The organism is Terriglobia bacterium (assembly GCA_035712365.1).
Taxonomy (GTDB): Bacteria; Acidobacteriota; Terriglobia; order UBA7540; family UBA7540; genus SCRD01.
Map to the genome: position 1 here is coordinate 1 of DASTAW010000008.1, position 24,282 is coordinate 24,282.

At 58.4% G+C, this 24,282-nt stretch carries 21 protein-coding genes; 4 read left to right on the top strand and 17 right to left on the bottom strand.

Annotation, left to right across the window (positions count from 1 at the left end):
• Positions 1–343 precede the first annotated feature (343 nt).
• The 10 genes from VFQ24_01995 to VFQ24_02040 all read right to left on the bottom strand — a co-directional run bounded on the left by VFQ24_01995 (position 344) and on the right by VFQ24_02040 (position 12,236).
• Positions 344–745 (bottom strand): hypothetical protein, encoded by a 402-nt coding sequence (locus VFQ24_01995; GenBank protein HET9177110.1) that lies wholly within the window; start codon positions 743–745, stop codon positions 344–346.
• Between the two features lie 41 nt (positions 746–786).
• Positions 787–1,836, bottom strand: a complete 1,050-nt coding sequence (locus VFQ24_02000; protein HET9177111.1) for a carbon-nitrogen hydrolase family protein — start codon at positions 1,834–1,836, stop codon at positions 787–789.
• Positions 1,837–1,968: 132 nt separating this feature from the next.
• Positions 1,969–3,684 (bottom strand): trypsin-like peptidase domain-containing protein, encoded by a 1,716-nt coding sequence (locus VFQ24_02005; GenBank protein HET9177112.1) that lies wholly within the window; start codon positions 3,682–3,684, stop codon positions 1,969–1,971.
• 390 nt (positions 3,685–4,074) lie between these two features.
• Positions 4,075–5,493 (bottom strand): Gfo/Idh/MocA family oxidoreductase, encoded by a 1,419-nt coding sequence (locus tag VFQ24_02010; protein HET9177113.1) that lies wholly within the window; start codon positions 5,491–5,493, stop codon positions 4,075–4,077.
• Between the two features lie 248 nt (positions 5,494–5,741).
• Entirely contained in the window at positions 5,742–7,124 is a 1,383-nt protein-coding gene (locus VFQ24_02015; protein HET9177114.1) for an alpha-L-fucosidase, read from the bottom strand.
• 124 nt (positions 7,125–7,248) lie between these two features.
• Positions 7,249–8,421 carry an ABC transporter permease gene (locus VFQ24_02020; GenBank protein ID HET9177115.1) on the bottom strand — a complete coding sequence of 391 codons (1,173 nt, stop codon included), beginning with the start codon at positions 8,419–8,421 and terminating at the stop codon, positions 7,249–7,251.
• The gene (locus VFQ24_02025) at positions 8,421–9,572 is read right to left on the bottom strand and encodes an FtsX-like permease family protein (protein HET9177116.1); all 1,152 of its coding nucleotides are present in this window, start codon (positions 9,570–9,572) and stop codon (positions 8,421–8,423) included. The genes VFQ24_02020 and VFQ24_02025 overlap by 1 nt, the downstream gene beginning before the upstream one ends.
• Positions 9,569–10,312: an ABC transporter ATP-binding protein gene (locus tag VFQ24_02030; GenBank protein HET9177117.1), complete on the bottom strand. Its 744-nt coding sequence runs from the start codon at positions 10,310–10,312 to the stop codon at positions 9,569–9,571. Before VFQ24_02030 ends, VFQ24_02025 begins: the two co-directional genes overlap by 4 nt.
• A 9-nt stretch (positions 10,313–10,321) precedes the next feature.
• Positions 10,322–11,548: an efflux RND transporter periplasmic adaptor subunit gene (locus VFQ24_02035; protein HET9177118.1), complete on the bottom strand. Its 1,227-nt coding sequence runs from the start codon at positions 11,546–11,548 to the stop codon at positions 10,322–10,324.
• Between the two features lie 4 nt (positions 11,549–11,552).
• Positions 11,553–12,236: a CerR family C-terminal domain-containing protein gene (locus VFQ24_02040; protein HET9177119.1), complete on the bottom strand. Its 684-nt coding sequence runs from the start codon at positions 12,234–12,236 to the stop codon at positions 11,553–11,555.
• Positions 12,237–12,604: 368 nt separating this feature from the next.
• Between VFQ24_02040 and VFQ24_02045 the strand changes: the two genes are divergently transcribed.
• Positions 12,605–13,990 carry a sulfatase gene (locus VFQ24_02045; GenBank protein HET9177120.1) on the top strand — a complete coding sequence of 462 codons (1,386 nt, stop codon included), beginning with the start codon at positions 12,605–12,607 and terminating at the stop codon, positions 13,988–13,990.
• A 174-nt stretch (positions 13,991–14,164) separates the two neighbouring features.
• Positions 14,165–15,112 carry an MBL fold metallo-hydrolase gene (locus tag VFQ24_02050; GenBank protein HET9177121.1) on the top strand — a complete coding sequence of 316 codons (948 nt, stop codon included), beginning with the start codon at positions 14,165–14,167 and terminating at the stop codon, positions 15,110–15,112.
• Positions 15,113–15,165: 53 nt separating this feature from the next.
• Here VFQ24_02050 and VFQ24_02055 read toward each other — a convergent pair whose 3' ends face one another.
• From VFQ24_02055 to recN, 7 genes are all read right to left on the bottom strand, one after another.
• A complete protein-coding gene (locus VFQ24_02055; GenBank protein HET9177122.1) occupies positions 15,166–16,137 on the bottom strand; it encodes an aldo/keto reductase in 972 nt (323 codons plus the stop codon).
• 106 nt (positions 16,138–16,243) lie between these two features.
• Positions 16,244–17,278, bottom strand: a complete 1,035-nt coding sequence (locus VFQ24_02060; GenBank protein HET9177123.1) for a YpdA family putative bacillithiol disulfide reductase — start codon at positions 17,276–17,278, stop codon at positions 16,244–16,246.
• A 91-nt stretch (positions 17,279–17,369) separates the two neighbouring features.
• Positions 17,370–18,194, bottom strand: a complete 825-nt coding sequence (locus tag VFQ24_02065) for a ParB/RepB/Spo0J family partition protein (GenBank protein ID HET9177124.1) — start codon at positions 18,192–18,194, stop codon at positions 17,370–17,372.
• Complete coding sequence (locus VFQ24_02070) at positions 18,184–18,948, bottom strand: ParA family protein (GenBank protein ID HET9177125.1); 765 nt, start codon at positions 18,946–18,948, stop codon at positions 18,184–18,186. The genes VFQ24_02065 and VFQ24_02070 overlap by 11 nt, the downstream gene beginning before the upstream one ends.
• Positions 18,949–19,027: 79 nt before the next feature.
• Entirely contained in the window at positions 19,028–19,513 is a 486-nt protein-coding gene (locus VFQ24_02075; GenBank protein ID HET9177126.1) for a bifunctional nuclease family protein, read from the bottom strand.
• Between the two features lie 60 nt (positions 19,514–19,573).
• Positions 19,574–21,004, bottom strand: coding sequence for a tRNA (N6-isopentenyl adenosine(37)-C2)-methylthiotransferase MiaB (miaB, locus tag VFQ24_02080; protein HET9177127.1), 1,431 nt, complete (start codon positions 21,002–21,004; stop codon positions 19,574–19,576).
• Between the two features lie 113 nt (positions 21,005–21,117).
• Complete coding sequence (gene recN / locus VFQ24_02085; GenBank protein ID HET9177128.1) at positions 21,118–22,836, bottom strand: DNA repair protein RecN; 1,719 nt, start codon at positions 22,834–22,836, stop codon at positions 21,118–21,120.
• A 226-nt stretch (positions 22,837–23,062) separates the two neighbouring features.
• Between recN and VFQ24_02090 the strand changes: the two genes are divergently transcribed.
• Complete coding sequence (locus VFQ24_02090; GenBank protein ID HET9177129.1) at positions 23,063–23,755, top strand: MotA/TolQ/ExbB proton channel family protein; 693 nt, start codon at positions 23,063–23,065, stop codon at positions 23,753–23,755.
• Between the two features lie 93 nt (positions 23,756–23,848).
• Complete coding sequence (locus VFQ24_02095) at positions 23,849–24,274, top strand: biopolymer transporter ExbD (GenBank protein ID HET9177130.1); 426 nt, start codon at positions 23,849–23,851, stop codon at positions 24,272–24,274.
• Positions 24,275–24,282 lie beyond the last annotated feature (8 nt).

The window sequence follows — 24,282 nt, forward strand, 5'->3', positions numbered from 1 at the left end:
CACACCCCTCCCCCAAACCACCCCTGGAGGGGGAAGTTTCTATCTGGCTAAATACCGGAACTTTCTATTTTGCGTTGACAGCAAATTCGCCGGGAGAGGCTGGAAGTCAGGAGCCAGAAGTCAGGAGCAAGGAGCCGGGAGCTAGAAGTCAGGAGCGGCGGGTCAGTGACGTAGAATTGCCCGATGATCGTTTCAGGGGCTGAAAAAAGCCCCTTCGCTTGAGCGGGAAGAGAAATGTCTGACCTAAAAGCTCCGACCCCCTAAGGAAAGAATTGAAAGCCCCTGGGCTGGAGCGGCCGGCCAGGGATCACGATGGCCGGCGGCGTCGGACTGGGGAATTCAATCAGGCCCTGTGCGGCTGGTGCAGCGAAGGAGGCAGGTAAGAATCGCCGCACACCGGGCAAAGCTCGGCCAGTTCCGAATCAGCCTGGTAACAGTGATAGCAGGTGCGCACGTGTTCTTCCGGTCCTTCGTCGAGGTCCTCTGCAAGTTCTTGGTCGAAATCCTCTGGGACGTGATCTTCGGAACTTCCCAGCGGGAGATCAGGCATCGGGTCTGGAAATGCCGGTGGCGCCAACGCGTTGGATTCGACCGCATCCTTAAAGTCCGGGGCGACGTAATCCCACTGGCCCAGATCCAGTGGCGCGTCCACGTCCAGCGGGAACCGGCGGCACTGTGGGCAAAGCTCCGCTCCGGGCTGCTCGGTGTGCTCGGCCGCCAGCATTGATTTGCAGATCTCACACATCAGTCGATATCACTTCCCGGCCCCAGACCAGCGCAGGCCGCTCAGGCAAATTCCCAGCCGCGGCACTTGTCAATCTCGCACTGGCTGCGATTGATGTAGTGGCGGAGTTCCTCCATGCCGTATTGGGCGGCCAGCTTGCGGGCGCTGACACCGGGCCGCTTCGCTTTCAGCACGAACCATCCCTCGAGCGGCATCCACTTTTCCTGCTCGACATCTTCGCCACGCTCCGCGAGGAGCTTGTGGAGTTTTTCCGGATAGTTCAAATCCTGATGAAAGATGCAGCGGTCGAGATCAAGGGTCACGCGAGTAATGTTGGTTTTGGCGTCGTGGTTGTGCTCATCGTGGATGAGCTTCTCGCCGTCAATGTCAAAGACGTGACAGTCGGGACACCACGTTGCGCTGACGATATAGTAGTTGTAGAGAATGGCCTGGGCCTGGAGAGAGCGTCCCGCTGAGTAGGCGCTGGGCCAGATCACCAATTCAGCACCGTGGTTGGCCAGCCCTTCCCACAACGGGGCCCAGTTCACGTCAAAACAAATTGCGAAGCCGACGCGGCCGAAATCGGCGTCAAAAACCTTCACCTGCTTTCCGGGCGTCACGCCAAGCGGCACACACTCCTGCTGCCAGACGGGAAAAATTTTGTCGTACATCGAGACCACTTTGCCGGAGCGGTCGAGAAACACAGCAGAATTGTAGTGCTGCTCTCCATGCTGGCGGTCGATGGGGCAGACGATGTAAGTGTTATGCTTGCGGGCCAGGCGCGACATGGCCGTAACCGTGGGGCCGTCGATCAGTTCCTTAGTGTTTTTGTTCAGGCCCCGGCAGGTTTCCGGGATGGCAATGATGTCGGCCCCCTGCGCGCCCTGCTCGTCCACCAGTTGCACGATCTCTTCAAGCGGACGCCCGGCGTGGAAACCAATGCTCACCACGCGCACTGGCCGTCCGATTTGATTTGTGGCGGCTTCCGCCATGCTGCTTTCCGAGCGTGGGGTGGCAGCCGCGCCGCCAGCGCCTCCCAGCCCCGCCGCCAGCGCCGAAGCTCCCGCGGCCGATCCCTTGAGGAAATCTCTTCGATTAACTCGATTAGACATGGTGCGACCTCCTGCGAACGCTTCGACCTTCCGCAATTCTACATGATTCCGGTGCTGATGTCGCACTCATGCGAAGCAACATTGGGCGGGTTCTTCGACGGCGTTGCGACCCCGCATCTACCCTCTGGCACGTCAGCGCGAGGCCGGTTTGCTATCAGCATGTAACTGCGTCAAGATCGCGTGAGCATAGCGAATAGGAATTCCAAAGTTGGAGCCCCCGAAACCTTCCAGGATGGCGTAGTTGACGCCGATTACTCTTCCGCTCTGATTGAACAGGGGTCCGCCTGAGCCGCCAGAAGTGGTTTGCGCGTCGTACACGATCTTGTCTTGGAGGATGTCGCCGATATGTCCTTGTGTAACGATGGGACGAATAAGATTCCTTTTCGCCAGCTCGTCCAAAACCAGCTCCGACTTCCCCTGGCTCGCCTTGGCAATGCTTCGCAAGGTCGATTCATCGGCGCGCGCGAGTAAAGCGTCGACTCCTGTGGCATAACCCATCAGGACCACAGGCTCACCGCTTACGGACGTGCCGCGGCTCAGGTCGAGAGGAAGGGGATTAACCTTCAGCGGGCTGAAATCTCCCTGGACAACAGCAAGGTCGGCCTCCGGCGAGATTGCGTCGACTTTCACTGGAAAAACGCGCGGCGACCCGGGAAAATAGACATTCATCTCGAGGGCCTTCGGCACGAGGCCTTGTCCAGCCAGTAGACTCAACTCTTTGCTTTTCCACCAGGGCTCAACCACATGATGATTCGTGAGGACTATACCGTCTTGCGCCACCAGGAATCCCGTCCCCAGGGCGTCCACCTCGACTTCAGGCCCTGTTCCCCCCACGTTGAGTAACGGATTGCCCTTGCCGTCATGAAGAGGTTCCCCTTCGGCGGTCAACCCGGCAAAGCGGAGGCTTTGGCCGGTAGCAGGATCTCGGTAGCCGACCACCACGTGAATGAGGCATACGCTCGGAGCATAAGATCGGATGATCTGTTCCGCCATCGAGCTTTCTGATTGGATTTTGCGCAGACCGGCCTCCGCCCTGGCGAGTTGATCGCGCAGGCTTGCCACTTCATCGGGGGACGCGTTGGCCATTTGGGCGCGCAACTCTCGCGATCTGCGCTCAAGCTTCTGCCGTTGGCCCTGCGGACCGTTCGCCGCATGTTTCTCCATCTGTTCGCTGATCTGCCGCGCCCTCTCCACGAGGTTTGCCTGGTCGGTTAAATTCCCGCTGATGCGGGCGGCAACGCTGGAAGCGATTTGTATCTCGCGATTGGCGCGGCGGGAGAAGAGGAAGAAAATGACAGCCATAGCCGCCGCCACCACCAGAATGGCGGCCAGACCGAGCTTTAGGCCCTTTCCCAGACGTGAGGCGTCGCGAGACATCTTTTCCGTGACTGCCAGCGCCTCAAATGCCGTGTGCGTAACCTTGACGCCCTCTTCGGCGACTTCGGTCCTGTCTCGCAGGGCCTTCATCGCCTTAGCGGCGCGAAGCTGAACTCTGACGCGGGCCAGAAGCTCGGCAGGCTCCAATGGCCGGGACACGGCGTCGTCGGCCCCGAGGTCGAGACCTTGAATACGCTCGTGCGCTCCACCTGCGACCAGCAGAATTACCCTGATGCCTGCGCTGGCAGTAGCTCCTCTGATTTCAGCCAGCAGGTCCGTACACAGCATCCCGGGAAACTCGGGGTCGAGAAGCAGAATATCCATGCCCCGCTCCCGCGCCCACTTCAGCGCCTCCACGCACGATTCAGCGCAGAAAGGTTCGTATCCCGCCGCCAGCATCATGTCGCGAAGGGTCACGCGCTCCGACTCGTCGCCATCCATAATCAGGACTTTTTCACGGGATGTTTCCAAGGCGTCCCCCTCTACTATCAGGTTATACAATTAGACTCAGGAGCCTGGGCATTGTAACAGTAAAAATAGATCACGACCTGCAAGGGACACGTTCCCGCCAGCGGGACCTTTGCGACTTGAATGGCCCGGGAGTATTAAGGTGGCAACCAACTGGAGCAGGGCAAGTTCCTGGTCAGGACATGTGCAGGGGCCTCTCCAGGCCGCTCACACAGAAAATTTCAGTGCCAGGAATTCAGACAATGCGGGTGCCAGGGTGGCCTGGCGAATATCCGGTGCTTTTAAGTTATTGATCGAATCATCTTCATCAAGCAGGCAATCACGGCTTCGGATGAAGACGCAAGGGCTTGGGGCCCGGTTAAAGTTGCCGGGCCCGGCCCAATTAACATCCCGTTAAACGTTCTCCGGCACGCTGTACGGCGCGCGGAAGGTTCCGTGCAGCATTCTGCTGGCTTCATCGTCGCCGACGATGCTCTCCGCGGCGCCGTCGAAGTTGATCGTTCGGCCCAGCCGATAGGAAACGTTGGCAAGGTTCACCAGCAACGTTGACTTATGGCCTTCGTCCACCGGCGCCGTCAGGTCCTGTTTTTTGTGGGCGATCACCGCGTCGATAAAGTTGGCGAAATGATCTCCCTTGCCATTGGCCTCCGGTCCGGGTTCCTGGCTTGGACCGAGCCACGTCTTATAGGAATCGTACCCCTGGATGGCAAGGTAGCCCTTCGAGCCATAGAAAATGTTCCCAATGGTATCCTCGGCGCGTTTTCGCGCGCGCTTGCCGCCCAGGCCAGCCGCCGGAACTCCGCCGCTCTTGAAACCGCCGCCGCCGATGCCCGCCTCATGATTGGTCTCCCACCCACGCACTTCGAATTCCATCATGCGGGTTGAGCCGTCCGGCCGCTTGAATTCATAGGCGCAGTTGATGACGTTAGGAGTTTCCTGGTCGTCGTCGAACATGAACTTTCCGCCAAGGGCCGTGATCTTGGATGGATAATCGACGCCCAGGCCCCAGCGGCAAATGTCCACTTCGTGAATGCCCTGGTTGCCGAGGTCGCCGCTTCCAAAATCCCAGAACCAGTGCCAGTTGTAGTGGAAGCGGTTTTTGGTGAACTGCGTGTCGGGCGCCGGGCCCAGCCAAAGATCGTAGTGTACGCCGGCAGGAACGGCCGAAACGGGCGTGCGGCCGATAGTGTCGCGCCACTTATAGCAAAGCCCGCGAGCCAGGTAGACTTCGCCAATCAGGCCGTCGTTCAAGTGCTTAATGGCTTCGCGGATGGCCTCGTTGGAGCGGCTCTGCGCGCCCATCTGAACCACGCGATCGTATTTTTCCGCCGCCGCCACCAGTTGATGACCGTCGAACCAGGCATGCGAGACGGGCTTTTCAACGTAAACATCTTTTCCCGCCTGGCAGGCGTAGATTCCAATCAATGAATGCCAATGATCGGGCGTGGCGATGGACACAGCATCAATGGATTTGTCTTCCATCACCTTGCGGCAGTCAACAAAGCGATTGGGGCGCGGCTTCCCCATTTTTTCCACATTCGCCAACCGCTCATCCAGAATGTTTTCATCCACGTCGCAAAGGGCGGCAAGGTTGGCGTTGGGCAGTCGCCCGAACGAACGAATATGATCCATTCCCCGCCCTCTAACGCCGCAGACCGCCAGGTTCACGCGATCATTGGCGCCAAACACCCGCTCGGGTTTGGTAATAAAAGTGATCCCGCTGAATGCCGTGAGGCCGGCGGCGCCGGCTTTGGCGCCGGTCTTGAGAAAATCTCGCCGGCTGACCTGCGGCTTCTGTGGTTCTTGGGCCATGTGTACTCCTCCTCGAATGTTTTATAAACTTGTTCAGAACTGGCTATAAGGTATTGGTTTCCACCGCCACCCAATGCAGGAAGTTACTTATCCAGGCGTTCTACCTGACGAACGCGGCAACCGGCGGGACCATGAACGGATCTGCGATGCAACAGCTTCAGTCTGTTCTGACCAACCTTATGATTCCCCGTTTGTATATCACTGACCCGACAGGAAAACAACCTCAATCTGGTTTCTGCGCGGCCACGCTAAGGCGCGCCATGGCCGTCGTAAATCTGAAATTCGCGGATGGCCGGAGTGTGAGAGGCCGCCAGAACGTTTAGCCGGACTGCGTTGGCCGTTGTCTCGGGGAATATGTCAATTTTCTTATGGCCGATGCTCGCGCCCCGATGCAAAGTCCTCCAACCCTTCGCCGGAGTCCACGCCTGTATCTCGTAGCTCTCAATGTTCTGGCCACGATTCAGCCACTCCATTGTGACCGTACGATCGAACGAGATCGGCTTCGAGAATTTTGCCGTCAGCGTGGCATGGTAAGTGTGCGGGGCCGCCATCCAGAACGTGTCAGGATTGTCGTCAAATGCGGCGCTGTCGTCAATATCGCCAGATGACGGAGGCTTGCGCTCCAGCGCAAGATTGTGGGCGTAAATTCGCTGAAGCTCGTGGCCGAATTCGCGCAGCCTGTCAGCATCAAGTGCCGGAAGCAGGCCCTGCTCGTCGGGGGCGATGCCCAGCATCAACTGGCATCCATGGCCCACGGAGTTGTCATAAATCTTCATGAGCTCGGGAATCGTATTGAGGGACGCGGCGTCATTCGGATGCCAAAACCAGTGGCGCTTGTGGAGCGGCGTGTCGCATTCCGCAGGCCGCCAGCGCAGATAGCCCGCGCGGTCGATCACGTCCCAGTTCTCCTCAGGCGCATAGCCATCCTCATTGCCCACCCATCGGATGTCGCCCCACTTCATGAATCCCACATCGGCAAAGACCAGCGCGTTGGGCTGGTAAACCCTCAGCAAGTGAAGATAGGAATCAAAATCGTAGACATGGCCCTCGCTCCCGGCGCCGTCCAGCCAGAACTCCTCGATGGGTCCGTAGCGTGTTAGAAGTTCCTCCATCAGTCCCTGATAAAACTTGTCGTATTCCGAATTGGAGCTGTAGGAAGGCTCGTGCCGGTCCCAGGGTGAGAGGTAGATGCCGAACCTCATGCCGTGACGCCGGCACGCCTCTTCCACCGCCCGCACTACGTCGCCATGACCGTTTTCCCAGGGGCCGCTGGCCACGCTGTACTTGGTCAGCGGCGTGGGAAAAAGGCAGAAGCCGTCATGATGCTTGGCCACGAACACCAGGTACTTTGCCCCGGCCGCCTGCGCCGCTTCTACCCACTGGTTGGGATCGAATTTCGTGGGATTGAATACGGACGGATCAACCTTTCCACTGCCCCATTCCTTGTCCGTAAAGGTGTTGAGGCCGAAGTGGACGATGACGCCGAATTCGAGATCCTGCCATTCAACCTGCTGAGGGCTGGGAGTGAGGTCGGTAAAATTCTGGCTCGCCAATCGCCGGGGAAGCGTGAAGCCCGCAAAGGCCGCCACCGCAAGCGCCGAAAGCACCCCCATCATGCGGCGGCGGGACATTGGAGTAAAGATTCTGTTCTTCGCGGAACAATCAGACGAGGAGAGCTGATGTCGATTTGGCATGCCGGGAGTTATATCACGAACCTGGCGCGCAGAGAAAATTCCGCGAGCCAGTCCGCCGCGTTTACAATTTCCGCAGCGCCAGTACAACGGGCTGGCGCGCAGCATGGATGGCGGGGAGAGAGCCGCCCACAACGCCCATCCCCAGCGCGAAGATAACGCCGCCCACCATCAGGTTGGGCGTAACCTGAAAGGCAAAAGCCAGATGAGAAAAAGTCTGCCAGTTCATGGCCCCGGTAGTGAAACCGTTCAGCGGCAGCACAGCGAGGCATCCAAGGGCCCCTCCGATAAAGGAAATCAGCAGGGCCTCAATCAGAAATGAAAACACCACCGCAGCGGCGCCGAAGCCCAAAGCACGCATCACGGCGATTTCGCGGGTGCGCTCGGCGACGGCGGAATACATCGTATTGAGCGCACCGAAGATCGCGCCAATGGCCATGACGCCCGCAACGAGCCCGCCGAGAATGGTAATCAGCCGGGTGAAGGTTTGCGACTGTTTGGCGTAGTAATCAATTTCCCTGCTGACGTCCACATTGAGGCGCGGGTCTTTGCTGGCAGCGTCCTTGAACTTCTGGAAAGCGTCCGGCGACGTGAGGCGGACGGTGGCAGACTGGAAGACGTTGGCGGGACGCTTATAAACGCCGTCGAGGACGCGCGCGTCGCACCACACCTCGGAATCGAAGGCGGAGCCTCCAGCGTCGAAGATTCCAGTGACGGTCCATTCGCCCCCGCCGAAGCGGACTTTCTTGCCCAGGCCCAATCCGGCATAGCTCGTCACGGCGTTGCGCCCGACGACCAGTTCGGCGAGGCCGGGGCGGAACATGCGGCCCTGGACAATCCTGACGTTCGGCCGGACCCTCAGGACATTCGGTGAAACGCCGCGCACCTGCACATTGGCGTCGGTGCCCGTCGAGCGAAGTGGAAAGGGCGCGATGACGACGACCTCTGGGGTGATGAGCGGCTGGCCGTTCTGGCGCTCCACGCCCGGCTCGTCCTGAAGAATATTGACGTTGTCGAGCGAAACGCCGCTTTCCATTTCGGAGTTAGAACCGGCACGCAGAATGATGGCATTCTCCGCGGAGCCGGAGGAGACCAGAGTGGCGCGGAACCCCTGCGCCAGCGCCAGCATGGCCACAAACACTCCAACCGTTCCGGCAATGCCCAGCACGGCAACGATGGCGGAGGTCCAGCGGGCCCTGGTGCTGCGAACGTTGTAGATGATGGGAATGGCAATCATTAAATTCTCCGAAGCGCGTTGACCACGCGCAGCCGCATGGCGCCGATGCCGGGCAGCAGGCCGCTCAGGACGCCTGTCGCCAGCGCGAATCCGACGCCGACAGCCATCATGGAATTCGACAGGATCAGGTTCGGCAGCAATCCATTCAAGGCAGCGCCGAGAACGGGAATGGCCAGCGTCGCCAGACCCAGCCCGAGAACCGCCCCTGCCAGGGCAATCACCAGCGCCTCGGCAAGCACCAGGAGAAGCACTGTGCCGTTCTTGAACCCGATGGCCTTGAGAATGGCAAGTTCTCCCGTGCGCTCGCGGACGGAGATGGCCATGGTATTGCCCGTCACCAGCAGCAGGGTGAAAAAGACGACGCTGCCGATGCTGAGAATCAGGAATTTAATGTTGCCCATCTGGTTGACCCAGCTCGCTGCGAACTGCGATTCGGTGTCGGTCTTGGTCTCGTAAGGCGAGTTGGCAAACTCCGCGTCAATTGCCTTCGCCACCCGCTGAGCGTCGTCCGGCGAGTTGAGCTTGACGGTATACCATCCGGTCATGTCCTTGAACGAGGGCGGCACATTCTGTTCGAAATACTTCCACTGGAGCCAGAATTGGGACTCGTCGTCCGTCCGTTTCTGCCCGTGATAGATCCCGTCAATGTTAAATTGCCACGCCTGGCTGCCCAGATAAGGAGGGGACTTGATGGAAACGCGGTCCCCAACCTTCCACCCGAATCTCTCAGCCGTACGGGCGCCCGCGATCGCTCCCTGCTGGTCCTTAAGAAAGGTGTTCCATTGGCCGTCGGGCACGACCAGCTCCGGGACAACCTTACGCTGATTTTCCGGGTCAATGACAAATTGGGGGAAGAAGTTTTTGGGGTCCTGATAGACCCCGCCAAACCAGTTGTAGTGTGTAACGGCCTCGACGCCCTGAAGAGCGGCAATCTTGTCGCGATAGGAGAGAGGCAGGGGCTGAATGATCGAGACGCGATTGATGGTGACCAATCGACTGGCGCTGGCAAGGGTCCCGCCGCGCGTAAAGGCTTCTCTCACGACCGCGAGAAAGGCGAAAAGGAACAGGGCCACCGCAAAGGAGCCGAGCGTCAGGAGCAGCCGCGCTTTCTTGCGGAACAGATTGGCCTGAACCAGGCGGCGAAATCTCATGCTGCACCTCCTGCCGGGACCGCCTGGCCTGGCTTCGAAGCCTCCACCAAAACCCCTTTTTCCAGATGGAGCAGTGTGTGGGCCCGGGCGGCGACAACGGGATCATGCGTCACCATCAGGACGGTCTTGCCGTGCTGGCCGACGAGTTCTTCGATGAGCGCCATGATTTCGTCGGCGCTGCGGCGGTCGAGGTCGCCCGTCGGCTCGTCGCAGAGCAAAAAAGTGGGATCGGAAACAATGGCGCGGGCGATCGCTACCCGCTGCTCCTGGCCGCCGGAAAGCTGCCGGGGATAATGGTGCATGCGCTCCGCAAGAGCCACAACGGAAAGCGCCGTCTCAACGTGCTGGCGGCGCTCGGACTTGGAAAGCCGGGTCAGCAGCAGCGGCAGTTCGACGTTTTGAAATGCCGTGAGGACCGGAATCAGGTTGTACATCTGGAAGATGAAGCCAACGTGGCGGGCACGCCATTCGGTAAGCTTGCCGGAAGACATGTGGGTGATCTCATCGCCGGCCACAGAAACAGTTCCCGCGGTTGGAACATCCAGACCGCCGAGTAGATTGAGCAACGTCGTTTTGCCGGAGCCGCTCGGCCCCATGAAAGCGACGAAGTCGCCGCGATCCACGTCCAGGTTGAGACCCTGGAGGACCTGAATCTCCTCTCCGCCGCGCCGGTAAGCCTTGTTGAGGCCCCGGACCTGAATCAGGGCGCTGGAACTGCCGTTGTTGTTGACGCTGGCCATTGTTTGCTCCTATTGGCGAATTTCAACCTTCATGCCGTCCTGCAAATTCCCGGGACCTCGCACCACGAGCTCATCGCCTGGGTTGACGCCGGCCATGACTTCAACATCCTGCGATACCGTCCGTCCCAGGGTGACGGCGCGGCGTTCGACCCTCCCGTCGCGCACGGCGAAGACATAGGACCCTGCGCCGGCCCCGCGCACGGCGGCCTGCGGGATGATCGCCCGGGCAGCCGGCCCCTGAGCTTTAACCTTTTTCGACGAATCCGTTCCACTCATGAAGGCGACTTTTACTCCCATATCGGGAAGAATTTTCGAGTCGAGCTTGTCGAATGCAATGCGCACTTTGACCGTTCCTTTGTCCCGATCGGCAGTCGGAATAATAGTGCGAACGCGGCAGGGCATGTGCCAGTCAGGGTAAGCATCAAGCGTGGCCATAACTTTCTGCCCGGGACGAACTCGAGCGATGTAGGCTTCATTGACATCCACCTCGATTTCATTCGAGTTCATGTCCACGATGGTGGCGATGCCGGTGCGGGTAAATCCGCCGCCGGCGGAAATCGGCGAAACCATTTCGCCCACCTGAGCGTCCTTGGAGACAACGATTCCGCTGAATGGCGCGCGAATGATGCAGTTGTCTACGGCCTGCTGGGCCTCCAGCACCCGGGCTTCAGCGGCGCGCACCTGGTCCTGGGCCAGAAGAATTTTGGCCTTCAGACTATCAACGTTGGTTCGCGCGGTGTCGAGTGCCTCCTGGCTTTGGACCTTCTCAGAAAAAAGCTCCTGTGCGCGGTGCAGTTGAATTTCCGCATACTTGAGCTGGACCTCGAGGTCGGCAATAGCGGCGCGAGAGGCGTTGCGATCGGCCGTGGCGGCATTGAGGGCGCGCCTGGCGTCCGAATCATCGAGAGTGGCCAGGAGCCGGCCTTCCTTTACCCTCATGCCTTCATCGAAGAACACGCCTGTCACGCGCCCCGTGATTTTCGCGGCAACCGTCGAGCGCCGCCGGGGGGTTACGTAGCCGCTGGCGTTCAGCAAGGTTTCCGCCTGCGGATCGTTTGCCGGAAGCGCGCCGGCAACTTGCACCGCCGGGGTCCGCTTGTGGAAGGCAATCACGCCTCCAATGACCAGGACCAGCACGCCCAGAGACGCGGCAAAAATTCGCAGAATTTTGCCGCCGACTCCCTTTGAGCGGGCCGAATCATGAATCTTGAGCGATGAGAGGTCAGAATTAGGCATTGGATTATGGACGTTTCGGCGGTTTCCGCCGTGCCTTGCGAACAGGCTTGGCGCTTTGCCGCGCGATAGCGCGCATCCCGGCCAGGGAAAATTCCACGACCTGCTGCGCGACAAAATCAATGATTTCCGCGGTAAATTGTCCGCCCGGAACCATGCGCGCCGCCACCGGACTTGTGAAACCTGTGATCTGGGTCTGGATGCACCCGACACAGATGCCGACCCTCGGATCGCCCGGCGGCAGACCGGTCAGTTCGCTGACCAGCGCCGCCACCCGGGCGGAATTGGGACGAATCGCCTTCTGGATAATGAGGTCGAAGGCTGGACTCGGATCAGCCATTTCGCGCGCCATCAATTTGCCCGCGCGGCACGCTCGTCCATTGTTCAGGATGTGGCCCATGAAAGTTCGAACGTAGTGGCTGAATCTCTCTTCTGTCGAGATACCGGGCCTGTCCACGTGGGCCAATCTGGAGCCCTCGTTCATGGATTCTATGATTTTCATCAGGACTTCCTGGTAAAGCCCGAGTTTGCCCCGGAAGTAATAGTTCACTGCGGCCAGATTGGCTCCCGCAGCCCGGCAAATATCGCGAACCGTTACGTGGTTGTAGCCGCGCTCGACGAACAGCTCTCCGGCAGCTTCAAGCAACCGTTCCCGTGTCTCCAGTTTATCAGCAGTGTTTGTCGCCGCCACTTGGCCGCCCCAGTCACGTGAAAAAACATTCGTATGAAACAAACATATACAACAAGTGTTTGATTTCTGTCAAGCTGGGCCAGCACTGGGGAAAGATCGAGGCATGCCTCGTCGTACGTTCAGACTTATGAGGAAACTTACCTCTCAAAAGCGTCCTGAGCAAGGCTTGCCGCAAAGGAGAGATAACGGGAGGAAAGAAAAGCCTTTTATCTTTTCCACCGATGTCATAAGTTGATACGTTGGCGGCGAGTCGGCGGGAACACGGTGGCGTGCAATTCCTCTCTCATGAAGCGAGGGCGAGGTTGATGCATGGCCGGAAACCGAGTGGCTTGGGTTCGATTCGACTGAACAGCCATATGGGAGACGAAATGGACCGTCGGAAATTCATGACCAGACTGGGCGCCGGACTGGGCCTGACCGGCGTTGCAGCCTCGTCAAAACGCGCCGCTTCCGTGTCCGCCACGGATGCCGCCGGAAGAAATTTGCCTCCAAACTTTGTATTCCTGATTTCCGATGACCAGAGTTACTCCGGCGCCGGCTGCGATGGAAACCCTGCCGTCCACACTCCAAACATTGATCGACTGGCTAGTGAGGGGCTGCGCTTTGAACGGGCCTTTGCGCCGTCACCTTCCTGCAGCCCGAGCCGTTCGGCCATCCTGACCGGCCGACCGCCGCACGAAACGGGGACCGCTCGTTTCGGTTCGCCCATGCCGCTGGCGCAGAAAACGGTCCTGGAATATCTGAAAGCCGCGCGCTATTACACCGGGGCCTTCAAAAAAGTCCATCAGGGCGCTGAGTTCTGGCAGCGATGGGACTTCAAAGGTCTGCACAAACCAGTCCATACGTTCTTCGATGCGCGACCGAAAGACCGCCCCTTTTTTTTGCACATCGGCTATCACGATCCCCATCGGCCCTACCTGCCCGGTGAACGCTATCCCGAAAAAAATCCGCGTGCTTCGATTGCCGTTCCGTCTTTCCTGCCAGACACTCCTGCCGTCAGAAAGGACATTGCTCACTATTATGAGGCCATCGAGAGGCTCGACATGACAGTCGGCAAGCTTCTCGAGCTTCTCGAAAAATACGCGCTGGCGGAGAACACCCTGGTCATTTTTACCAGCGATCAGGGCATGTCATTTCCAGGCGCCAAAGGCACGCTATACGACCCGGGGCTTCACGTTCCTCTCATCGCGCGCTGGCCGGGGAAAATCACGCCTGGGCGGGTGTCATCAGACCTGGTATCGCTGGAGGACCTTGCGCCAACGTGGGTGGAAGCCGCGGGCCTTCCCGTGCCTGCGGCAATGGTAGGCCGAAGTTTTCTGCCGCTCCTGCTGGGCAGGAGTTTCCAGCCGCGCGAGGCCGTGTATGCCGAGCGGAACTTCCACACTCATCTCGACTTGATCCGAAGCGTGCGAACAGCGCGTTACAAGTTGATCCAGAACTACCTTCCGGAAATTCCCTACCTGCCGCTCAGCGACATCGCACGCTCGCCAAGCTGGCGAAGTATTGAGGGCCTCGAGCGCCAGGGGAAGCTCTCTGCACCGCTGGTTCAGCGCTATTTCAAGAAGCCCCGCCCGGAGGAAGAGTTTTATGACTTGCAGAACGACCCTGGCGAAATGAAGAACCTGGTGGACGACCCGAAATACAAGTCTGAATTGCTCCACCTGCAGCGATCGCTGAGCCGGTGGATGATCGGTACGCACGACTTCCTGCCGCCGCCAATTCGTCCACCCGACATCGATCAGTTGATGGAATGATCGATTCCCGTATGGGCTTGCTGTCTCCTTGATTGACCGCGGTAGCGGCAGCGAATAGAATTCTGCTTGCGCGGTCCGGGACCCCGGCTCGGCTGCTGCTTATTTTTGTAAAGCGAGGAGCACGACCGGAGCAATGCTGTTGCCGTTATCCGATACCACGAGAGGCAGTTCAGGATGGAACTCTATCCCAACGTTTACCAGATTCAGTCACTCTATGGCGGCAGGAATTTGTTTCAGTATCTGTTTGTAGGCGACAATGTGGTGCTGTTGGACACGGGCATCGCCACGAGTCCGGAAGAGACGATCTTCCCGTTCTTTGACAATATCAAGCTAAGGCCTGACCGCTTGACGCTTGCGGTTACGACACATGCCGACCTTGACCACCAGGGAGGCAATGACGCCATCAAGCGCATCTCGCCCGGCACCATGCTGAGCTGTGGGGAAGCCGACCGCAAACTGGTGGAAAATCCCGGGACCCTTTACGATGAGCGGTACAACTTTCTGAAAGAAGATCACGAGGTGGGATTTGATGAAATTCCATCACCTAACGCAGGCCGGCGCCGGCATATGGACGTGACCTTTTGCGGTGGTGAGAGAATTCACCTGGCAGAGAATTGGTGGCTGGAGGTGCTTCAGGTTCCCGGCCACTCGAATGGCCACCTGGCGCTCTATGATCGGAACTTCGGGGCGCTATTTTCGGGCGATGCCGTGCAGGGGCGCGGCTGCCCCAAGGCCACGGGAGAGATGGCGATTCCCGTCACGTACTACCATGTCGATATGTATCTCTCAACCATCCAGTACTTTGAACATCTGCCGATCAGCGTCCTCTACTCGGGACACTGGCCGGTGATGCGCGGAGATGAGGTCAAGGATTTCCTTTCGGAATCGCGCCGCACCGTGGAATTTGTGGACCGTGTGATCCTGCACAGCCTGGAGAAAAACCGATCAGGGATGACGCTGAAGCAACTGATCGATACCGTGGCCGCCGCCGCGGGTGACTGGCCTGACGATGGCGTCTTCCTTGCCATGTTTCCCATCAAGGGCCATATGGACCGCCTGGAGCAGCAAGGCCGGGCGAAGTTGGAGCGTAGCAGCCATCCGGCAAAATGGGTTGCGGCTTAAACACCGAGTACTGGATGCGATCGCGTTCCCGAATGTCTGACCCCCCCCGAGGGCTAACGGTTGTATTTTGGCGTGACACCGCGCAAATGACGCCAGACGTCATCGCACCGCTGAAGCAGGTCATTCGGAAGCTTCCGTCCTTCGCAGGCTTTCAGGTTTTCCTCCAACTGCTCCAGCCCCGACGCCCCGAGGATGACGGAATCAACCTGGTCCTGGCTCAGCACCCACTGCAAAGCAAGCTCGATCAGCTTCTTGCCAGCGTGCCTGGCAACGGTTTTGAGCTCTTCGACGGCGGCGAAGTCGGCTTCGTGCCAGTAGCGGTCCAGGTACATCGTGTTTCCATCGAAGCGCGAGCCAGCTATCGGCTTGTTCCCGTGCGACTGCTTGCCTGTCAACAATCCGCCCGCTAGAGGATTGTAGGGAACCACGGCGACGCCATAGCGTTTGCAGAAGGGCAGGTATTCATCTTCAATGGCGCGGGCCAGCAGGTTGTACATCGGCTGGGAGATGAAAGGCGGCAGGTACCCGTTCTTCTGCGAGATGCAGTGGATTTCGGCCACCTGCCAGGCGGCATAGTTTGAGACCGCCGGGTAGCGCACCTTTCCTGCCTTGACCAGCTCATCCATCGCCGCAAGCGTTTCTTCAATGGGCACATCGTAATCCGGCTGATGGAGGTAGTAGAGATCAACGTAATCGGTCTGAAGGCGCTGCAAGCTGGCATCCACGGCCTTTCGGATGGCGGCGCGTGAGAGGCCGGACTCATCCGGCGCCTCTCCCATTTTGCCGCGCACCTTGGTGGCGAGCACAACTTTATCGCGCCGGCCTTTCAGCACCTTTCCCACGATCGTTTCAGAGAGGCCTCGATTGTAGATGTTCGCGGTGTCGATGAAATTGATTCCGGCCCCAAGGCAAAGGTCAATCATTCGCCGCGCGACGCCTTCGTCCGTTTGTGAGCCAAACGTCATGGTCCCAAACGAAACGCGCGAAACTTTCAAACCCGTATTCGGCAGGGTGCGATACTCCATTCAACCCTCCTGAAGCGCCCGTCGTTTTGTCCTGGCAAACCAACCCGAGGGATGCAGAGGAACAGCCATTAAGACGGACGTCGTACCGCGTGGAACCTACTACGCATCACTCCAGCGGCGGGGGACCGGCCGTCTCCTTCGGCCTCGGGGCCCGGGCCCCAGGATGCTTCTGGATGTCCGCAATAATCTGGTTCCCGTGGAAGCGGCCGTTCTCGATGAAAATTTCATTTGTATGCCGCCCGGAAATAACCACTCCGGCCAGATAGACACCGGGAACATTGCTTTCGCGGGTCTTGGCGTTGCAGTTTGGGCGGGACGTTCCGGGATCGATTTCAACTCCGACACGGCGCAGGAATTCGAAATCCGGATGGTACCCTGTAAGAGCGAATACATAATCATTCTCAATGCGCGTAGGTTCGCCCTGGGCCGTTTCGACCCATACCGCGTCCCGCGTAATCTCTCTGACGGCTGTCGCCATGCAGGCGCGAATGGAGCCTTCTTTGATTCGGTTTTCAATATCGGGCCGGACCCAATATTTGATGTGCCGGCTCAGTTCAGGTTCCCGGTGGATGAGGGTGACTTCGGCGCTATGGCGGAAGAGGTCGAGCGCCGCAATCGCCGCCGAGTTGGCTCCGCCGATGACCGCCACTTTTCTCTGATAAAACGCGTGGGCCTCGCCGTAGTAATGCGAAACCTTAGGAAGGTCCTCCCCGGGGACTCCCATGAGGTTCGGAATATCATAGTAACCGGTGGCAATAATCACCTTGCGCGTGCGGTAGCATTTTGGGTCGCCATCCGTTGCGGCAGCGCGGACCTCAAAATTTCCGTCGGACCCGGCAATACCCACAACGCGCTCATGGTAACGCACCGGAACATGATAAAACCTGGCAACACCGCGGTAGTATTCCAGGGCCTCCGCCCGGGTGGGCTTCACGTTGATGGTGGTGAAAGGGATGTCGCCAATTTCCAGGCGTTCGCGAGTGGTAAAAAATGTCATGCCGGGCGGATAGCTGAAAATGGAGTTCACCAGGCATCCCTTCTCGACCACGAGAACGTCGAGATTGCTGCGCATGGCCTCGATCGCGCAGGCCAGACCCGTGGGCCCAGCGCCAATCACCAGAACATCCAGCACGCATTCCATCCCGCGTCGTCCTTTCCTTCAATCCCGTCTGCGGCCGCTGAAGATGATCTCGCTCCGTGGGTCATCCGGGAAACAGACGCTCTTCAGCGCCTCAGTCTTCTCTTTCGAGCTCTTCCAGGACGCGGCGCAGCGTGGAGATGATTTGCTCGCGCCCGACGCCGCCTTTCTTGAATTGCAGCGTCAATTTGAAATCCTTGTTGGGCGGGACGTAGCGGAAAGATCCGTGGCGGGCTTTCCTGTTGGGATTGCGCTCCTGGCGGGCCTGCTCGCGATTCAGCGTGCCTTGGGCAAAGCGCCGGGCAGCCTCACGCATTCTGGCTTCGGTGGGCTGACGGGCGACCTGGAGAAGCTGGGATTTGGAGATCACTCCGCTTTCAATGCAGACAGCTTTAATGTCGTCCGGAATGACGCGGAGCGTCAGAAGCTCGGTTACCGAGGAGCGTGATTTGCTTATTTTGGCCGCGATCTCCTCGTGGGTCAGGCCAAACCGGTCGCCGAGGGCCTGGACGCCGTCAGCCTCTTCGAAAGGAGTCAGGTCTTTGCGCTGCATATTTTCGATGAGAGCCAGTTCCAGAGTCTCGCCGTCATCAGCACTTTTCTCGATACACGGAACTTCGGCAAGGCCCGCCATGCGGGCTGCAAAATAGCGCCGCTCACCGGATATGATTTGATACTTTCCCGAATCCGGGTTCTTGCGGACCAGCAAAGGTTCCAGCACGCCCTTCTGGCGCACTGAATCCGCCAGGCCCGTCAAATCACCGCGCTGCTTCCGCGGCTGGTCGGCATAAGGCTGGATATCCTCAATCGCGATCATTCGTCCGATGGCGGCCCCGCTGCGCGAGATGATATCTTCGACATAGTGCGCACTATGGCGCATCTGGACCGCTACCGGCAATCCTGAGCGTCTAACCGACACGTTGCAGGACCTCCTTCGCCAGGCTGGCGTATTCATGCGCTCCGGAAGATTGCGGGGCGAAGCTGAAAATCGTTTCTCTGTACGCCGGGCTTTCTTCCAGCCGGACGTTTTTGCCAATGACTGTCTTGAACACTTTGGGCCCGAACACGTCCCTGACCTGCTTATGGATGTCGCGCGCCAGGTTGGTCCGCTTGTCGTAAAGAGTCATGACGACGCCCAGCAACTGCAGTTCGGGGTTCGGCCGCGCACGGATGCGCTCCAGCGTCTCCAGCAGATCGTCGGTGCCCTCCAGCGCGTAGTACGATGCCTGAATGGGAACAATCAGAAACGAGGCTGCCACCAGGGCATTCACCGTGATAATGCCCAGGGCCGGCGGCGTATCGATGACAATCACATCAAAGTCATCGCGGCACGCAGCGATTGCGTCCTTCAGCCGGAACGGCGCGTCAAACTGCCCCACCAGTTGCGCCTCCAGCTTGGCGAGCGAAATCCGCGATGGAACCAGAGACAAATTCATCCAACGAGTCGGCTTGACCACCTGCGACAGTTTCAGTTTGCCATCGGTGAGGACGTCGTAGATGGAACCGTCAACTTCGGCCGGATTGATAAAGGTCAGGGTACTATTGGCCTGTGGATCGAGGTCAATCAGCAAGGTCCTCTGGTTGTGCAATGCCAGCCCGGCGGAGAGGTTGATTGCAGTTGTGGTTTTGCCAACCCCCCCCTTCTGGTTGGCAACGGCTATGACTCTTGCCACTCCTTGACTCCGGTTGAGGCAGGTTGGACCAGCCATCGGCCGCCTCGTCGAAGAGGACGACCCTGTCTGCCTTCAATTGCTACATCTTATAACGGCCGATGTCCTCGTCGTTAAGGTTTTCCAGCCATTTGCGCAATTCGTCGTGGCTGGCCTTGTCAGTGCCAGCGCCGGAAACCTTGGAGTTCTTCAGGACTTCGTCTTCGACAAAAATCGGACAGTCCACGCGCAACGCAAGGGCCAGCGCGTCGCTGGGACGGGAATCTACAGAAAAGGTCTCGCCATCCTTCTCCAGCCAGATGAGCGCGTAGAAGGTGTCGTCCTTCAGTTCATTCACGACTACTTTCCTTACGTGGGTTTCCAGGCCGAGCAGAAGGTTTTTCAGCAGATCGTGCGTCATGGGACGGGGAGTCGTCACCTTCTCGATTTCAAGCGCGATGGCGTTAGCTTCGTAAATTCCGACCCAGATCGGCAGGACGGACACGCCTTCGATGTCCTTGAGAATCACGATCGGCATGTTGGTAACAGGATCCATCATCAGACCGCGAATTTTGACTTCAACTTCCATCATGCATCCTTCCTGCAGCCTTGGCGTATACGGATGCGGCTGCTAACGGCTGAAAAGCATTCACAGATCTGCGTGTCCGGCAGCAGGTTCCCCCACCCGCTGGCCGACCAGGCTGTTCGGTCCGGACGCTGTCACTCGAACCACCATGTATTGTCCTATCCACGATGGCTCTCCGGAAAAGTTGATGACCCTGTTGCTGGTGGTCCTTCCCACCGCCTGCCCCAGGCGGGGGTGAAAACTCTCGACCAGGACTTCGCACTGCTGGCCGAGGCATTCCTGGTTTCTCTGGATTTGAATTTCGCGCTGTTTTTCCTGAAGAATCATGAGCCGCCGCCCCTTTTCATCTTCCGGCACTGAATCTTCAAAGCGGGCGGCCGGAGTTCTGGGGCGGGGTGAATACTTGAAGGAAAAAACCTGATCGTACCCGACTTCGCCAAGAAGGTTGAGCGTGTCTTCAAAATCGTCAAGCGTCTCACCGCAGAAGCCCACGATGATGTCCGTCGAAATGCTAATAGCACGCTTTGCGTCGCGGATGCAATGGATTTTTTCGAGGTACTCTTCGCGCGTATAAGTTCGCAGCATCCGCTTCAGGACGGAGTTCGAGCCGGACTGCACGGGCAGGTGGATCTGGTTGCACAGGGCCGGGTGGGTGTCAATCGCATCGATGATGTCCTGCGTGAAATCGCGCGGATGCGACGTGGTGAATCGCACGCGGCGAATGCCGGGCGTTTCGGCCACGCGCGCGAGTAAATCCGCGAAACTCATCCGCAAAGGTGAAGGATCAAGATAGGAATTGACGGTCTGGCCGAGGAGCTGAATTTCTGTGAACCCCTCATCCGCCAGGCGGCGTGCATCAGCCAAAATGTTATCGGCGGGCCTGCTGCGCTCCGGTCCGCGGGTCTTCGGAACCACGCAATAGCTGCAGGCTTTGTCACAGCCCTCGATGATGGTGATGTAGGCGCGAAAGCGATTGTCGCGCCGCGTCATTTCAGTTTCAAAGCAGTCTTCGGTGTCGAGGTCGAGCCCGGTAACCCGGCGGTGGCCACACTCGAGCTGCGCCAGGAGGTCTGGCAGCTTTGGGTAACTCGCGGAACCACAAACCAGGCTGACGTGCGGCGCGCGCTCGAAAATATTCCCGGCTTCCTGCTGGGCAACGCAGCCGAGGACGCCAAAAATCTTCCCGCTGGCCGCACGTCCTTTGCGGAACGTTCCAAGCCTCGAAAAAACTTTCTGCGCCGCCTTTTCGCGGATGCTGCATGTGTTGTAAAAAATGATGTCAGCATCTTCGGGAGTCGCCACGGGGCGGTACCCGCGCGCCATCAGGACACCAGCCACCTTCTCCGAATCATGAACGTTCATCTGGCATCCGAAGGTTTCAATGTAGAAAGGCTTGCCTTCCGCGGAGTATCCGGCCCAGGAGCCGTCCGGTAGTTTTGCGTCTGCGGCGATGTGACCGCCGCCGGACAGGATTGGAAAAAGATCACTGCTCATCGGAGAAAAACTCGCCTCGCTGCGACCAGTATATCTTGAGATGGTCGCTTTGGGTAGAAACCATGTTCCGCCGCAGAATCTATTCTGCCATGAGACAGGAAACGAATTCCAACCTAAGCCGAGGCATGTTTCAACATTGTGGCAGCGTGTTTCAGGACCGCATCGGTCACCTGCGAGCCGGAGAGCATGCGGGCCAGTTCTTGGGCGCGCTCCCTTTCCCCTTCCAGGCGCCGGATCATGGTGTGCGCCCGGCCGGACCGCTCGAATTTTTCAACATAATAGTGATGATCGGCAAAGCAGGCAATTTGCGCGAGGTGCGTCACACAGATGACCTGGGCCGTTTGTGACAGGCTTTTAAGCCGCTGGCCGACGCTTTCGGCCACGCGGCCTCCAATGCCGGTATCAACTTCATCAAAGATAAAAGTGGGGTCCGGGGTCCTCTTCCCTCCCGTGTCCCGGCCGAGCCTTTGCGTGCCAAGCACTGTCTTCAATGCCAGCATAATGCGCGAGAGTTCTCCGCCCGAAGCAATCTTACCCAGCGGGCGAAGGTTCTCACCGGGGTTTGTCGAGATCTTGAACTCGACCGTGTCAATTCCTTTGGGGCCTCCGGTGTGGGCACCGCCCTCGGAGGCCGTTTCAAATTGGACCGCAAACCGGGTCTTTTCCATGCTGAGCGCGGCGAGTTCCTTCCGGACCAGTTTTTCAAGCCGCGCCGCAGCTTCCTGTCGCCGCTGGGAAAGCTCTTTCGCCAAACCGTGGAATTTCGCCGCCACGTGCTCCAATTCGCGCGTCAGTTCCTGGCGGCGCTCGTCGGAATTTTCGAAGGCGGACAGTTGGTCCCGCAACTTCTCACGGTGAGCAATCGCCAGCTCGAGGGTGCTGCCGTATTTCCTTTTGATTCGGTCGAGGACTGCCAGGCGATCTTCAACCTGTTCCAGGCGGTGCGGGCTCGAGTCAAGGTCCTTCGCGTAGTCACGAACAGTCAGCGCCACATCTTCAATCTGGGCCCTGGCTTCACGGAGGGCTTCAGCGTGGGTGTCGAAGGACGAATCATAGGTCCGCAGGTCCTCGAGCACCCGCCCTGCCAGGCCGGCCCTTTCGCACGCGGAGTTCTCGTCCTCGTACAGCGCGCCGTATATCGTTGCTACCGCTGACAGGATTTTTTCGCGGTGCGTCAGGACGCGTTTCTCTTCTTCGAGCCTGGCATCTTCACACGGATCGAGCTGCGCCTGGTCCAACTCACGAAGCTGGAAGCTGAGAAGGTCAATCGTCTTCAGACGGTCCTGCTCATTCTGACTAACGCTGTCCAGTTCCGTTTGAAGCTGCCTCCGGCGCGCATAGAGTTCCGCCACTTGTTTAAGCAATTCATCCGCGCCCGCGAAGCGGTCAAGCAATTCAAGCTGGGCCTCCCGAGAAAACAGTGCGACCTGCTCATTCTGCCCGTGAACCTCAATCAGAAGATCGGCCAGCGCTCTGATGCCAGAAACGGTGACAGGCTGGTCATTCAGCAACAGCCGGCTGCGACCGTTGGAATGAATCACCCTGCGAAAAAAGACCTCTTCCCCGTCCATTCTCTCCACACCAAGGTCTGCCAGGAGTTTTTGCCATGCAGGCTGGTCGGGCGCCCGGAAGACCGCTGTGATCGTGGTCCTGTCGCAGCCTGTTCGAACGACGTCGGCAGCGGCCCTGCCGCCGAGAGCCAGCCCCAGCGCGTCAACAACGATGGACTTTCCAGAGCCAGTCTCACCCGAGAGCAGATTCAACCCGGGATGAAATTCCACCGTCAGGTCATCGATGACGGCATAGTTTTGAATATGAATTTCGTGGAGCATAAGAGCTCGCCCTGCCCGAATGCCGTTCCTGACGCGGCATTCTCCCTGCGCAAAGGGCGATAGCCGATCATACTCCGGAATGCTCCGATAGGAAACACGCAGGACCCTTCAGCATTTGGATAAAAAGTCTCGACCTGGACCGCAGGGCAATTGACGGGGTTTGTCGCGCTATGCTAGGTTCGAGGAATGATTGTGTCGCACGATTTACGGCATCGAAGGAGGTCGATTGGTTCCAGCCCTACTCGTTTTTTTTCAGGGTGATATTTGGCAATACCTGTCGAACACCGGTCTTGTCGCACGCCTTGTTCTGCTGATCCTGCTTTTTTTCTCCGTTCTTTCCTGGGCCATCATATTCCACAAGTCTCGTGTTTTTAAGCGTGCAATCCGTGAATCGGGGGAGTTCCTGCATATATTCCGCCAGAGTAAAAAGCTGTCCGAAATCCGTTCGTCGTGCTCGACGTTATCGGGCAGCCCTCTGCCGGAAGTATTTCAGGCGGGCTATCGTGAAATTGAGAGCCAGGCAACGGTCAGTGAAAATCCAGGCAAGCCGGTCATTCGTAGCCTGGATTCCGTGCGGCGATCGTTGCAGATTGGGTCCACTGCAGAACTGACTCGCCTGGAGAATTGGATGCCGTGGCTGGCCACGACGGCTGCTGCAGCCCCGTTCATCGGACTGTTCGGGACCGTTTGGGGCATCATGGATGCGTTTAATGGTCTTGGAACTTCCGGGGCGGCCAGTCTTCGCACCGTAGCCCCTGGCATTTCCGAGGCGTTGATCACCACAGCGGCGGGATTGTTCGCTGCGATTCCCGCCCTGATTGCCTATAACCAGTTCCTCCAGCGATTGAAGCAGTTCGGCAGCATGCTGGATGACTTTGCGCTCGAGTTCCTCAACATGACGGAACGATATTTCACATAGAAACCGCACTCCACCGGGACCTGCGGCAACCCCGTTCCACGGTTTTTACATCAAGGCGCAGGGAGCCACCTAAAACGCTCAGCGAGGTTGAATATGGCATTCACAACCCTCAAAGGGACAACTCAGACCTCGATGTCCGACATCAACGTCACCCCTTTTGTGGACGTGATGCTGGTGCTGCTGGTTATCTTCATGGTCACCGCTCCGCTGCTGGAGTCAGGTATCGAAGTAGACCTGCCGAAAACGCGGACCGTGCAAGTGATTTCACAAGAGCGCGTCGTAGTGACCATCGATAAGCGACAGACCATTTACGTAGGGAACGATCCCGTCAACATCCACCGCCTCGGAGACATCGTTCGCCAGCGTTTGAAAAACGCCGATAAATCTCCAGTCTTTATTCGATGTGACCAGGTGGTCTCATTCGGTGCATTCGCCCAGGTGATCGACGCACTGAAGCAATCGAATCTAACCAACATCAATATTGTCACCGAACCGCTTAATACCAAGGGGTCGTCGTAATTTAGAGG

Bases quoted from the DNA above. Each gene is read 5' to 3' on its own strand.
- VFQ24_02055 (HET9177122.1), bottom strand. From the start codon at position 16,137: ATGGAGTATCGCACCCTGCCGAATACGGGTTTGAAAGTTTCGCGCGTT.
- VFQ24_02020 (HET9177115.1), bottom strand. From the start codon at position 8,421: ATGATTGCCATTCCCATCATCTACAACGTTCGCAGCACCAGGGCCCGC.
- VFQ24_02025 (HET9177116.1), bottom strand. From the start codon at position 9,572: ATGAGATTTCGCCGCCTGGTTCAGGCCAATCTGTTCCGCAAGAAAGCG.
- VFQ24_02030 (HET9177117.1), bottom strand. From the start codon at position 10,312: ATGGCCAGCGTCAACAACAACGGCAGTTCCAGCGCCCTGATTCAGGTC.
- VFQ24_01995 (HET9177110.1), bottom strand. From the start codon at position 745: ATGTGTGAGATCTGCAAATCAATGCTGGCGGCCGAGCACACCGAGCAG.
- VFQ24_02045 (HET9177120.1), top strand. From the start codon at position 12,605: ATGGACCGTCGGAAATTCATGACCAGACTGGGCGCCGGACTGGGCCTG.
- recN (HET9177128.1), bottom strand. From the start codon at position 22,836: ATGCTCCACGAAATTCATATTCAAAACTATGCCGTCATCGATGACCTG.
- VFQ24_02035 (HET9177118.1), bottom strand. From the start codon at position 11,548: ATGCCTAATTCTGACCTCTCATCGCTCAAGATTCATGATTCGGCCCGC.
- VFQ24_02015 (HET9177114.1), bottom strand. From the start codon at position 7,124: ATGTCCCGCCGCCGCATGATGGGGGTGCTTTCGGCGCTTGCGGTGGCG.
- miaB (HET9177127.1), bottom strand. From the start codon at position 21,004: ATGAGCAGTGATCTTTTTCCAATCCTGTCCGGCGGCGGTCACATCGCC.
- VFQ24_02095 (HET9177130.1), top strand. From the start codon at position 23,849: ATGGCATTCACAACCCTCAAAGGGACAACTCAGACCTCGATGTCCGAC.
- VFQ24_02050 (HET9177121.1), top strand. From the start codon at position 14,165: ATGGAACTCTATCCCAACGTTTACCAGATTCAGTCACTCTATGGCGGC.
- VFQ24_02000 (HET9177111.1), bottom strand. From the start codon at position 1,836: ATGTCTAATCGAGTTAATCGAAGAGATTTCCTCAAGGGATCGGCCGCG.
- VFQ24_02075 (HET9177126.1), bottom strand. From the start codon at position 19,513: ATGGAAGTTGAAGTCAAAATTCGCGGTCTGATGATGGATCCTGTTACC.
- VFQ24_02010 (HET9177113.1), bottom strand. From the start codon at position 5,493: ATGGCCCAAGAACCACAGAAGCCGCAGGTCAGCCGGCGAGATTTTCTC.
- VFQ24_02060 (HET9177123.1), bottom strand. From the start codon at position 17,278: ATGGAATGCGTGCTGGATGTTCTGGTGATTGGCGCTGGGCCCACGGGT.